Source organism: Halococcus hamelinensis 100A6, assembly GCF_000336675.1.
In the GTDB taxonomy this organism is placed as follows: Archaea; Halobacteriota; Halobacteria; order Halobacteriales; family Halococcaceae; genus Halococcus; species Halococcus hamelinensis.
In genome coordinates, this window is sequence record NZ_AOMB01000022.1 from 61,567 (window position 1) to 73,635 (window position 12,069).

Sequence of the window (12,069 nt, forward strand, 5' to 3'; positions counted from 1 at the left end):
CAATGGCAACCGAAACGGAAACTGGCGGCGAGTCGAACGGGTGGCGGGGTCGACTGGACGCGGACCTGGCGGCCCGGTACACGATACTGCTGGTGACGAGCGCGCTCGTCGCCTTTCCGCTGCTCTGGATGGTCTCGACAGCGCTCAAGACGGGCTCCGACCTCACCGCGTTCCCGCCGACGCTCGTCCCGGAGAACCCCAGCCTCGAACCCACGATCGAAGCGCTGACGACCGGCCCGTGGGCACAGTGGTTCCTCAACACGTTCTTGGTCGTGATCGGCGCGGTCATACTGGAGCTCGTCGTCGCGGTGCCGGCTGCGTACGCGCTCGCGCGCCGGGAGTTCCTCGGGGACCGGCTGGTGTACGTCTCGATCGTCGCGTTCTTGATGATCCCGCCGCAGATCCTGGTGCTCCCGATCTTCATCCAGTTCGCACAGCTCCAGCTTCTGGAGACCTTCGTCGGTCTGATCGTCGCCTACACGCTGTTGTTCTCGGCGTTCGTGACGTTCCTGTTGAGCGGGTTCTTCCAGACCCTGCCGAGCGACGTCGAGGACGCGGCACGGATCGCGGGGATACCCGAGTGGAAGATCTTCGTCCGGATCGTGCTCCCGCTCGCGAAACCCGCGATCGGGATCGCCGCGATCTTCGTGTTCATCTTCGCGTGGAACGAGTTCTTCTGGGCGCTCGTGTTCTTGAACGAACAGGAGATGTACACTATCAGTATCGGACTGACCATCTTCGAGGGAACCCAGGGACAGATCGCGATGAACCGGCTGATGGCGATGAGCGTGCTGACGACGATCCCGGTTCTGGTGCTCTTCGCGCTCACCCAGGAGCGGTTCATCCAGGGGATCACGACCGGCTACGAGTTCTAGTCGGTACGATCTCCCATCGACCGTTTCCACCCGCGCTAGCGTCGATACACGGCCGCGCCGAGAGTAGCCGTCGAGGATCGACATTCAGCCTAGACGGTTTTGCTCGCTACTCGAACAGGAGGGAACGCCTAGTAGCCGACGAACTGCGACCGCATAGTCCGGAGACCGTATCGACGAGACGAGCAATCGGGATATCTAAGGTCCGGTTGCATCACCCTCGCTCGAATACGTCAATAAAAATAACTCGAATCGGTACGACCGCCAAACATCGTCGAGGGAGTTGCCATCTACGTGGGCAGGATGACCGTTGAATCCGACCTCGATCATCGATCGGTTCGACGTTTCCGAATAGTTGCCAGCCAACCCGGATAAATTGTTTAATATTCGAACGAATCGACGAATTAGTGGATATCGACACGACGGTGCGGACGAACCGTTCCCGTTCATATCGAGGGTGCCACGGATCCAGTTCCGTGAACGAGAGGGAGTCATCGGGGAATGGGTGCCTCTTCTCACTTCCCAAAAACATAAAAAATCCGGATAGCGAACGGGAGATGGGGATCGGGCCGTTTGAACCGCGGGCATCCCGGAAAGACGACAGGCGTGGAGAGCGAGTGAACACGCACTGGTATGGTTGAGTAAATCGAGTAAGTATTATTAATGGGTTCCGGGCCGGGTTCGCTCGCCGGCGCTCCCGCGGGGGCCGCGAGTCACACACCTATTTGAACGCCCGCCGTCGAATCGAGAGCCATGCGTCTACAGGACTACTGGGGTATCGGGCCGAAGACAGCCACCCGGCTCACCGACCAGCTCGGGGTCGAGCGGGCGGTTCGCGCGATCGAGTCGGTCGATATCGCCACTCTCACGGATGCCGGTCTTCCGCGCGGTCGGGCGACCCGTATCCTCCGCCACGCACACGGCGAACAGGGGATGGCGATCCTCGCCACGTCGGACACACGGACCGTCTACAAGGACCTCCTCGAACGGGCCGAGGCCTACGCCGTGACCGCGGCCGCCAGCGACCGCATTCGTGTCCTCACGCCGCTGACCTCCCGCGAGGCCATGACGGAGCGCCTCGACGACGTCACCCTCGCGGCCGAGACGTGGCGCGAGCACGACGAGCCCACCCGCGAGGCGATCCTCGACGTCTTCGAGCGCTTCGACGGAATGGGCGGCGGCGATCGTGCCGCGGTCGAGACCGTCCTCGACCTCCAGGAGCTCGGTGTCGACGACGGGACGTTCGCCTCGGTCGGGTCGATCGACGCCGAGGCGCTCGACGACGCCCGCGAAGCGCTCGGTGCCCTCGACACCACGGGCGGCGACCCCACCGTTCGTGAGGGCGTCGACGACGACCTCGATACGTCGCGCCGCCATCTCGAAGCGGCCGAGGGGCTCGAATCACGTGGCATCGACGTCGTCGAGGCGATCCAGTCCGAGGGGGTCCGGTCGAGCGAGGCCTTCCGCGAGGCGTTCGTCAGCTACGTCGCCGACGAGACGCCGATCCCGGCGACGCGGGTCAGGGAGGCGACCCCCACCGAAGCGGCCGACGCGACGGATTTCATCACGCAGGGGCTCCGGGACCTCCTCGCGAGCGTCCGAACGGAGGTCGAGACCCGCGAACAGGAGGTACGGAGCGAACTGGAGGGCAGGCTCGAACGCAGTCGGTCGGCGATCGAGGCGGCCGCCACCGCGGTGAACGAGACCGCCTTCCGGGTCTCGCTCGCCCGCTTCGTCCACGCCTACGACCTCACCCGACCCACGTTCGTGGAGTCGGGCTGTGTCGCGGTGGAGGACGCACGTAACCTGTCGCTGGTGGCGTCGATGGGCGATGCCGTCCAGCCCGTCACGTACGCGGTCGGCGACCACGGCTGTGCGCCCGAGGTTCCGGACGAGGACGTGGCGGTGTTGACCGGAGCGAACAGCGGCGGCAAGACCACGCTGCTCGAAACCCTGTGTCAGGTGGTGGTGCTCGCGCACATGGGACTGCCCGTCCCAGCGGCGGCGGCGGAAGTGAGTCACGTCGACGCGGTCGTCTTCCACCGTCGGCACGCGAGCTTCAACGCGGGGGTGCTCGAATCGACGCTCAAAACGGTCGTGCCCCCGCTCACCGAGCGCACGCGAACGCTGATGCTCGTCGACGAGTTCGAGGCGATCACCGAGCCGGGAAGCGCCGCCGACCTCCTCTACGGGCTGGTTCGGCTCGCGGTCGACGCGGGCGCGGTCGGCGTCTACGTGACCCACCTCGCCGACGACCTCGAACCGCTGCCCGACCGGGCGCGGATCGACGGGATCTCCGCACGCGGGTTGCGCGACGACCTCACGCTGGACGTCGACTACCAGCCGCAGTTCGGGACCGTGGGTCGGTCGACGCCGGAGTTCATCGTCTCGCGACTGGTCGCGAACGCGACCGACCGGAGCGAGCGCGCGGGGTTCGAGGCCCTCGCGGCCGCCGTCGGCGAGGAAGCCGTCCAGCGGACGTTGCTCGACGCGGACTGGTCGTCCTGAGTGGGCGACGACCCGGTCCGCCGCGGGGGCGTGCTGGAACCCGTGGCCCGAGAAGCCGGCGGCGACGGCGAAACCCGGGAGCACCTCTTCGATGACCGGGTGGTGGTCGGGGGTCACGGCGTACAGCCTCGCCCACCCCCGCTTCACCCGGGTTCGGTCGTCTCGTCGTAGTCGTCGGGGTTTCGGACGGGGTCAACCCCGATGACGGTCCTGGCCACACCGTCCTCCGCGTTCGAGCAGGTCCCGGCAGTGGACCCGAGAGATACCGGTGTCGGATCCGTTCTCCGGCCCGTTTACTCCATCCGATCCGGCTCGTCGGCGAGTCCCGTCCCATCGGCGGGTTCCGTTTCGTCGGTTGCCGGCTGGGCGGTCCCGGTGACCTCCGCGAACGCGACGTTGTCGCGGGCGTTCTGGATCTCGACTTCGACCTCGTCGCCGGGACGGGCCCCCGGGACGATGACGACGTACCCCCGCTCGACCTTCGCGATACCGTCGCCCTGGTCGCCGACCGATTCGATCGTCAGCGTGCGTCGCTCGCCGTTTTCGACCGGCGGCGACCGAGAGTCGTCGTTCGTGCGACCGGAGCTCGATTGGGGGCGGACACCGTTCTCCTCCTCGGTCGACCCCGTCGGAAGCACCGCGACGCGGTAGGTCTCCTCGGGAACGATCGAACCGTTCTCGACCTCGTTGCGCGGGATCTCGATCCGATACGAGTCGCCGTCCTCCTCGATAGAGCCACTAAAGAGACACTCCAATCGATCCGAGATTTCGACCATAGGTAGCTCGGTACTCGTTGTGGAAGGCTATTGAACCTTCTCATTCGATCGATCGCCCCATCGGCAAGCCCTACCGACCGAGGATCGGGTCTTCGAGCGCGCTCACCTCGTCCATGATGGCGGCGATGTTCGCCTCGTCGACACCGTTCTCGCGGAGCGCCCGTTCGAGGTGGGTACCGACCGCCTCGAAGTCCGCCTCGCGGATGTCCAGATGGCGATGTGCGTCCCGCATCTCGTCGCCGGAGTACGTCATGGGGCCACCGGCGACCGCGCTGATGAACTGGACCTGGTGGGCGCGCAGTTCGGCCATGTCCGTCCCGTCGAAGAACCCGACGAGTCGGTCGTCGGACAGCACGCGGTCGTAGAAGTCCTCGACGACCGCTTCGACCGCCGCTTTGCCACCTATCTCCTCGTAGACTGAATCGGTCATCGACGGGGACCCTAACGGCCCGCCCCGGGTATCGGTTCGCCCGAACGACATCGGGTCTTTTTCCGGAGGCTGTGCACCGGGCGCTCGACCTACGACGCCGTGAGGAGCTGGTCGAGAAGCTTCTCCTGGGCGACCGCCAGGTGTTCGCTGAAGGTCGCCACCGAGATGCCGAGCGAGTCGGCGACGTCCGCGGCCTTCGTCCGCTTCGGACGGTCGAAATAGCCCATCTCGTGGGCCGTCCGGAGCACCTCGTACTGGCGGTCGGTGAAGGCGGCCCGGTTTATCGGCACGAACGCGTCGTCCCCGTCGGGCAGCGCGCGCGTGAGACGCCGTACACGAACGTCTCGGGCGCACGAACGGACGTCCTCGACGACCGAGCGGACCGTCCGTAGACCGGGCGCGAGGAACGACAGCGTGAGCGTCCCGGCGTTCGCACGGATCTCCCGCGCGGGGCAGCCGTGGTCGGAGAGCGTCCCACACGGGCAGTCCCCCTCCTCGTTCCGGAAGCGATAGACCGACCGATCCTCGTCGCCGGCTATCCGTTCTGCGCGTTCGTCCTCCGGCGGGGATTCGGTGTTCCGGAGCGTCAGCTCACCGATCCGGCTCTCGTCGCCGTCGGTAGACCGCCCGTCGGTCGTGATCGATTCGACCTCGAAATCGGTGCTCAGCAGGGCTGCGGGACAGCGGTCGATCCCCGCTACCGATATCTCGACGTGGACGGCGGACTCCATACCGGGCGGTTGTGGACAGAGCTCGATAAGCGTTCCACGAACGGACCGCACGACCGGGACGCGTCGAGTCCCTCGCTCGACGTCAAATACCCACATCATCGACCACACGTATCGCCAACAAGCATACAACTGGACGGCCGGTAGCCCGCGTCGTGGACCGAACCAACCCGCGTCCCGATGGCGGTTCCGGCTGCGCTGGGGCGGAGCGAGCCTCGCAGCGACGAAAGTCGGTTCTCGTCTGCCCCGGGTGTGGGCGCGAAGCGCTCGCTACGGGTGATTGGGACCGAGAGTCCACGGACCGGGAGAGCCGGATCGACCTCGTCTGTCCCGAGTGTCGGACGCGCCTCGCGACCCGGCGGAGCGATCCGGGCACGGAGCACGGACGGGAAACGCCCGCCCCGATGCTGCCGGGAACGACGTTTCCCCACCTGGCCGTCTCGACCGGTCTGCACGTCACGGCGATGCAGCTCGACCTCTGGACGCGACTCTGGGCGCCGTCCACCGCTCGGCACGGCAGGGGTCGTTCGTAGACGCGACCGCGTCTCGACGTCGCACGAGTTCGGATATGCGACCGACGTCCGACTCGATGGATATCGACCGACTTACCAGGGAGTGAGAGCCCACCAAAAGCCGTCGTCACTACGACTGGGAAACCGATTCTCGACTACTGCACACCTTCTCGCCGCGTCGGGAGGGGACCCGTCGCGTGGCATCACCCGTAACTTCCCCGCCTAACTCGATACACGTCGTTGACAAATAACTACTGGCCGTTTCGCGGCCGTACGAGGGATTTCCCCTGCGGATAGCGGCCGCTACTCCGTTTTCGGTCTCCTTCCTCCCGTCCGAGGCACGGAGTGACGCGTGAGACGACTCCGCCGAGTTACCGCCCAGGATGACCGGACCCTCCTTCGCGGTCCACCGCTGTCCATCGAACAGAACCAACGAAGCTCCCGCGAAAGCGACTGGAGGCGTTCCTAGGCGGACGAGGGAGAAGAAATACCGTTCCATCGAACGATGACCAGGTTTCTCTCGCTCCCGTCAGTAACGAGAGTTCCCACAAGACTTATCCCGCCTTGTACTAAACGTTCATTCAGACCGGGGAAGGGCACCGTTGCGTGGCATCACTCCGTCCTCACCTTCCCTCTGGTCCACCCTCCCGCTTTCGACGAAGACGAGTTCTCGGTAGCTTTCCTCATACCCTTGGACTCCCCGGTCCGGTGGTTATCCTCGCGGGGAACGATTGCGAACAGGGTCAGGGAAACCGAGCCCGTTGCGTGGCATCACCCGGTCCGTCTCCCTGATCCACCCCCTCGATCTCATTCAGAAGGGCTACCCGTGTGCGTTTCCCCTACCGAAGTGATTATGAGTCCGATCCAGCGCTTGTTGAGCAAACTCTACTGGCGGTCGGACGACGAACTGCAGCGGCTCTCCCAGCGCGGTGTGAAGCCGTTTTTGGAACTGGTCGTTCACGAGGAGGCGACGGCGTGGTCGCGCTTCGAGATGCCGCTCGGCCGGCGGGTGTGGCTCTGGCGGCACGGGTTCATAAGCCAGGCCGACGTGCTCTACGACGTCGACGAGCGGACCCGCCACCGCTACCTCTCGAGCTATCAGCGCGAACTCACCCGACCGATCAACGGCCAGTGGCGGACCGCCCTCCAGAACAAGTTGCTCTTCCACCGACTCCTCCAGCCGTTCGACGCCCACCGCTCGACGGTCCACGGCCACCTCCATCGGGGACAGTTCACCGCCGTGGACGCCCCGGAGAGCGATTCGAACGGCGAGGCGAAGAACGCGAACGACCGCACTACCGACTCGGTAGCGCGGGTCAAGGAGTATCTGACGTCGGCGAACCGGCTCGTCCTGAAACCGATCTACGGGGTGAGCGGCAACCGCGTCCTGATCTGTTCGGTGACCGACGGGAGCTACTCCGTCAACGGCGAGGAACGATCCGAGCGGGAGTTCGAGGAGCTGGTGGCCTCGCTCGACGGCTATCTCGTCTGTGAATACGTCGAACAGGCCGACTACGCGGACGACCTCTTTCGGGACTCCTCGAACACGATCCGCGTGCTCACGATGTGGGACCCCGATACCGACGAACCGTTCATCGCCGACGCGGTCCACCGGATCGGGACGGAACGGTCCGCTCCCCGCGACAACTGGTCGCGTGGGGGGCTCTCGGCGGCGATCGACCGCTCGACGGGGCGACTGGGCGAGGGGGTCCAGTACCCGTACGACGGCTCCCTCGAATGGCACTCGACCCACCCGGAGACGGGGAACGCGATAGCCGGCAGCGAGGTCCCTGGCTGGGAGGCAGTGAAGGAGAAGCTGACGGCGCTGGCGGGGCGGTTTCCCCAGATCCCCTACGTCGGGTGGGATATCGTCGTGACCGACCCCGGCGAGTTCACCGTGATCGAGGGCAACACGTGTAGCGGGGTTCGCGTGTTCCAGGTTCACCGTCCGCTGCTCGCCGACCCACGGGTACGGCGTTTCTACGAGCACCACGATGTCATCTGACCCTCACCGAACGACCCGTCTGAGCAGGTCGTAGACACCGCTGAGTACCAGTACCGTCGCGACCAGTACGAGCAGGTTCAGGGGTGAACCGGCCCCGATGGGTGTCGCGGTCACCGAAACCGGGTAGACCACAGCGAGATAGACCCCGAGTCCGATCGCCGCCAGGACCACCCCCTCGACGAGCGCCCGGACCCGCTCGCTCGCGAACGCCTTGCCGAGGGTCGACGACCGCGTCTGGATCGCGTTCGTTCGCCGCTCGGGCGGGATGGTCACGGCGCGACGACCTCCCGACCGGAGCCGACACCGTGACGTGGGTCGACTCCACCGCGAGACGGTTCGACCCCGATGCGTGGGAGGGGGCACGAACGAGCGGGCGACATACCGCTCCTTTCCGCGGCCCGGCCAACAGTCTTTACGGTTCCGGTGACGACCCGCCGCGCCGTCCCTACCGGAGTGCTTTTTCCGATACCGTTGGTAGCCGACCCATGGAGAAAGCAGTCGTCCAACAGCGGCTCGCCGACAGCGGCGTCGTCGCGGTCCTCCGTTCGATCCCCGAGGACGTCATCGTCGAGGTGGCGAACGCGATCCACGCGGGCGGCGTGACGGCGCTCGAAGTCACCGCGGACGCCGAGCGCCCCGCCGAGATGATCGCCGCCATCGACGAGGACCTCGAGGGGACCGACGCGCTCGTCGGGGCTGGAACCGTCATGGACGCCGAGACCGCCCGCGAAGTTATCGACGCGGGTGCGGAGTTCGTGCTCGCGCCGAACTTCGAACCCGAGGTGGTCGCGGCCTGCAACGAGGCGGAGGTCGTCTGCGTTCCGGGGATCATGACGCCGACGGAGGCCGTCGACGCGATGAACGCCGGCGCGGACGTTCTGAAGGTGTTCCCGGCGGCGACGGTCGGGCCGGGCCACGTCAGCGCGCTCCGGGGTCCGCTGGGCGACATCCCGCTGATGCCCACGGGAGGGGTTTCGGTGGAGAACGCCGCCGCGTTCTTCGATGCGGGTGCCATGGCCGTGGGTGCCGGGTCGGCGCTCGTCGACTACGAGGCCATCGAGAACGGCGACATGGACGCGGTTCGCGAACGGGCAGCGGAGTTCGTCCGCGCCGTCGAGACCGCCCGGTCGGACTGAACCCAGCGCCGACGGAACGTATCGGAGGCCGGAGAACCCGGCTCAGTCCCGATCGAGGTTCGCGATCGCGTCGTCGACGTCGAACGCCTCGGTGCTCTCGGTCCCCTCCTCGGTTCGGTCGACGCCCTCCTGCTCCTCGTCGATCTCGACCTCCGGCCCCTCCTCCTCGGTGAACTCCGAGTGGACGCCCCACGGCATTCTATCGCCCCCCGACGGGTCGCTCGGGCTTTCGCTCCGATGCCGCGTCGCGGCGGGTCGTTCCGTTCGTCGCTCTGAACATTCGGACGATCCACTACGACCATCGAACCGTTATACCTGTCGGGGGTCGGGACTGCGAGGGGTGATGTCCCGAACAACGGATGGGGTCGGGCACGGTGTCCGCCCGTCGACAGCACTCGGAACTCGTGCCCACCGAAACGGCGGCTACTCCAGCGCCATCTCGACGGTGCCCTCGACGTACCGCTTGACGGACTTGTTCCCGTCCGGGAGCTTCGATGACGACCGCTCGACGGTACGTTCGACGATGGTTCCCCCGGCACCGACCACGACGTCGTGGGTCTTCCCGCGGGCGACGCCCTTGAGTTTGGCTTTGGCCGGTGTTTGCAGCCGATTCCACTGGCCGGCCGACTGACGTTCGTAGACCTTGCCGCCGCTTCCCGCGGCGAGTCCCTTCGCCCCGTCGCGGTCGAGGGCCCGGATCGCCTGCCGGCCGTCGTCGATCACGTGCGGGGTCCACCGGAAGCCGTCGTAGCGGTAGACGAGGCCGTTGCCGGCGGCGACGTTCACGTCCTTCGGACCGACGCTGGCGATGTCGAAGAACCCCTCGCCCGCGAAGCCGATCCCGATACGCGTCCAGTTCGCGCCCCCGTCGGTGCTCCCGGCGACGAACTGGCTGGTCGAGCAGACGTGTCCCGCCGTCCGACCGTGGAAATCGATGGCCGGGATCGTCGACCCGCCGCCGGGTTTGGTCACCTTCTCGTACTCGATCGCGCCGTTCTTCCGGCGGGTGCCGACGAGCAGCTCGCCCGAGCCGTTGACGAAGAAGAGCCGCTCGTTGGCCCCGGTCTTTCCGACCACCGAACAGCCCTCCCAGGTGCTGGTCTTGCCCTTCGGTGCGGAGTAGTTCGTCAGGGTCTCCGTGACGACGTTGTACTCGCCGATCACGCCCGACCCGCCGACGAACCAGATCGCCTCGCCGTCGCTGGTCGCGTCGACCGCTCGCAACGGCCGGCTTCGCGCCTGCGGGCCGTAGTCGACGACCGTCTGCCAGCCGCTCTTTCGGCGCGCGAGCACGTCGCCGCCCGCGCCGACCGCGAACGGCCCCTCGACGGTGTCGACGACGCCGTACAGCGTCTTCGTCGTCGGCGAGTCGGCCTTCGTCCACTCGGTGTTCGAGGACCGCTTCGATGCGACCCCGACCGTCGGAACGCCGACCGCGGCGACCGCCGCCGCGCCGCCCGTTTGCAAGAAGTTCCGTCGTGTCAGTGACATCCGTTTTCTCACCACGCCCGCGATTCGACGCCGACCGTCTTCAATTGACAACTGATTGTAGTGAAACGATCCGTTCGAGTGAACCGTTTCGTTCGGGGATCAGTCGGTTCCGCGGTAGGCCAGCACCGCGGCCCAGAGCGCGCCGCCGGCGAGCACCACCGACGTACCCGAGAGGAACTGTACCGTGGTGAGCTTCCACCGGATCGACTCGTGAGCGCCGCCACCCTCGGATCGCTGGGTATCGGCGATGTGGGAAGCGCTGTCTCTTATACACATCTCNNGTCACCGAGGCGGTCGTGTCGGTACTCGTGGTGAGGTTCGCGCTCGTGGTGTGCTGACAGCCGTGTGCCGCCGCTGGGGCGACGAGCCCCATCGTGAAGAGGGCGAGACACAGCGTGCCCAGTCCGAGTCGCCGGACGAGTGGTCTGAAACCCATATCGTCGACCACCGCTCACTCGTCATATATTCGGAACACTCTCCGGATCGACTGAGCGATCTTCTACTACGTTCGACGGGCGGGCATCGTCCGACGGGCGGGACTGCACGACCGCGGGAACCACGACCGGCCGGATCGAGCGCTCCGTATGTACGTTCGTCCCGCGACCGCCGCCGACCGCGCCGCGCTCCCCGCCGTCCACACCGCCGCCGTCCGGGCCTTCGGGCCCGAGCACTACGATGCCGACGCGGTTCGACGGTGGGCGAAACCCGGGGGCCGGTCGCCCGCGGACTACGAACCCGATACCGACGACGAGCACGTCGTCGTCGGGGTTCGCGCGGACAGCGTCGCGGGCTTCGGCCATCTCGTCCCCATCGCGGGCGAGGTTCACGCGGTCTACGTCCATCCAGACCACGCGCGCCACGGCGTCGGGAGCGCCGTGCTCGCCGAACTCGAAGGCTACGCCCGCGGCCGGGGGCTCGACCATCTCTCGCTCCAGTCGTCGCTCAACGCGGTCGGGTTCTACGAGCGTGCTGGTTACGAACGCGTCGGCGAGGGCGAAAGTCCCGGTGGGCTGGCCGTCGTCGGGATGGAGAAAGGGCTCTGATCAGGCCCGCGGGTCGCGGTCGGGGCCCGGATACTCGCCGCCGACGACGGTCGGATGGAGAGCTTCGGGGTCGAACAGGCGGGCGAACCCCCGTGGGTGTTTGACGCTCACGTCGACGTACGGGCGAAGCTCCGCGCCGGTTCTCGCGGTCCGGAGTCCGTCGTCGAACGAGAGGAGGTGGGCCGCGTCGCCCGCCACGGCCGAGGCGAGTGCCGGATGGTCGCCCGGCGACTGCTCGACGCGAACCCGCAGATCGTCGATCCGCTCACGCCACGCGTCGGCGAGGTTTTCGTCCGCGAGGGTCTCGACGACGGCCGTCGCGTCCGCGAGGAGGGCGTCGCTCGCGACGAGCGAGACCCACGAGTGGGCGCGCACGAGGTCGAGCGCCTCGCGGGCCGCGCCGTCGCAGAGCAGGTCCGCCGCGAGCACGTCGGCGTCGGCGGCGACCCGCGCGGGGTCGGGCCGGTCAGTCATCGCGACGCGTCGCGAGCGCCTCGCTGACCATCTCGGGCGTCACGTCGTACTCGGCCGCGCGCTCGAACAGCGCTTTCCAGGTCATACCCCCGAC

Annotated in this window: 13 protein-coding genes and 1 pseudogene; 5 read left to right on the forward strand and 9 right to left on the reverse strand. The window is 66.9% G+C overall.

Annotated elements, in window-relative coordinates; translation table 11 throughout:
• Positions 1 to 2: 2 nt before the first annotated feature.
• Both C447_RS07650 and C447_RS18425 read left to right on the forward strand, forming a co-directional pair.
• A complete protein-coding gene (locus tag C447_RS07650) occupies positions 3 to 875 on the forward strand; it encodes a carbohydrate ABC transporter permease (protein ID WP_007692562.1) in 873 nt (290 codons plus the stop codon).
• Positions 876 to 1,625: 750 nt separating this feature from the next.
• The gene (locus C447_RS18425; protein ID WP_007692564.1) at positions 1,626 to 3,380 is read left to right on the forward strand and encodes a MutS-related protein; all 1,755 of its coding nucleotides are present in this window, start codon (positions 1,626 to 1,628) and stop codon (positions 3,378 to 3,380) included.
• Between the two features lie 3 nt (positions 3,381 to 3,383).
• Here the strand turns inward: C447_RS18425 and C447_RS18760 are convergent.
• The 4 genes and pseudogenes from C447_RS18760 to C447_RS07670 all read right to left on the reverse strand — a co-directional run.
• Positions 3,384 to 3,533: pseudogene (locus C447_RS18760) on the reverse strand (FAD-dependent oxidoreductase); the annotation flags it as partial.
• Positions 3,534 to 3,673: 140 nt separating this feature from the next.
• A complete protein-coding gene (locus tag C447_RS07660) occupies positions 3,674 to 4,156 on the reverse strand; it encodes a TRAM domain-containing protein (RefSeq protein ID WP_007692568.1) in 483 nt (160 codons plus the stop codon).
• Between the two features lie 70 nt (positions 4,157 to 4,226).
• Positions 4,227 to 4,586 (reverse strand): group I truncated hemoglobin, encoded by a 360-nt coding sequence (locus tag C447_RS07665; RefSeq protein WP_007692570.1) that lies wholly within the window; start codon positions 4,584 to 4,586, stop codon positions 4,227 to 4,229.
• Positions 4,587 to 4,675: 89 nt separating this feature from the next.
• On the reverse strand, positions 4,676 to 5,317 hold the full coding sequence (locus C447_RS07670; RefSeq protein ID WP_007692572.1) for a helix-turn-helix domain-containing protein: 642 nt from the start codon (positions 5,315 to 5,317) through the stop codon (positions 4,676 to 4,678).
• 1,362 nt (positions 5,318 to 6,679) lie between these two features.
• Between C447_RS07670 and C447_RS07680 the strand changes: the two genes are divergently transcribed.
• The gene (locus C447_RS07680; RefSeq protein ID WP_007692575.1) at positions 6,680 to 7,831 is read left to right on the forward strand and encodes a sugar-transfer associated ATP-grasp domain-containing protein; all 1,152 of its coding nucleotides are present in this window, start codon (positions 6,680 to 6,682) and stop codon (positions 7,829 to 7,831) included.
• A gap of 3 nt (positions 7,832 to 7,834) precedes the next feature.
• On the opposite strand, the gene C447_RS07685 is transcribed toward C447_RS07680, so the two are convergent.
• Positions 7,835 to 8,104 (reverse strand): hypothetical protein, encoded by a 270-nt coding sequence (locus tag C447_RS07685; protein ID WP_007692577.1) that lies wholly within the window; start codon positions 8,102 to 8,104, stop codon positions 7,835 to 7,837.
• Between the two features lie 212 nt (positions 8,105 to 8,316).
• On the opposite strand from C447_RS07685, the gene C447_RS07690 reads away from it, so the two are divergent.
• Positions 8,317 to 8,967: a bifunctional 4-hydroxy-2-oxoglutarate aldolase/2-dehydro-3-deoxy-phosphogluconate aldolase gene (locus C447_RS07690; protein ID WP_007692579.1), complete on the forward strand. Its 651-nt coding sequence runs from the start codon at positions 8,317 to 8,319 to the stop codon at positions 8,965 to 8,967.
• 42 nt (positions 8,968 to 9,009) lie between these two features.
• On the opposite strand, the gene C447_RS17910 is transcribed toward C447_RS07690, so the two are convergent.
• From C447_RS17910 to C447_RS17915, 3 genes are all read right to left on the reverse strand, one after another.
• Complete coding sequence (locus C447_RS17910; protein WP_153300668.1) at positions 9,010 to 9,165, reverse strand: hypothetical protein; 156 nt, start codon at positions 9,163 to 9,165, stop codon at positions 9,010 to 9,012.
• Positions 9,166 to 9,390: 225 nt separating this feature from the next.
• Positions 9,391 to 10,458 carry a WD40/YVTN/BNR-like repeat-containing protein gene (locus C447_RS07695; RefSeq protein WP_237713328.1) on the reverse strand — a complete coding sequence of 356 codons (1,068 nt, stop codon included), beginning with the start codon at positions 10,456 to 10,458 and terminating at the stop codon, positions 9,391 to 9,393.
• A gap of 99 nt (positions 10,459 to 10,557) precedes the next feature.
• Positions 10,558 to 10,734, reverse strand: coding sequence for a hypothetical protein (locus tag C447_RS17915; protein WP_160162923.1), 177 nt, complete (start codon positions 10,732 to 10,734; stop codon positions 10,558 to 10,560).
• A gap of 308 nt (positions 10,735 to 11,042) precedes the next feature.
• On the opposite strand from C447_RS17915, the gene C447_RS07700 reads away from it, so the two are divergent.
• The gene (locus C447_RS07700) at positions 11,043 to 11,501 is read left to right on the forward strand and encodes a GNAT family N-acetyltransferase (RefSeq protein ID WP_007692581.1); all 459 of its coding nucleotides are present in this window, start codon (positions 11,043 to 11,045) and stop codon (positions 11,499 to 11,501) included.
• Here the strand turns inward: C447_RS07700 and C447_RS07705 are convergent, their stop codons facing one another.
• Positions 11,502 to 11,975 carry a DUF7384 family protein gene (locus C447_RS07705; protein ID WP_007692582.1) on the reverse strand — a complete coding sequence of 158 codons (474 nt, stop codon included), beginning with the start codon at positions 11,973 to 11,975 and terminating at the stop codon, positions 11,502 to 11,504.
• Positions 11,976 to 12,069: the final 94 nt, after the last annotated feature.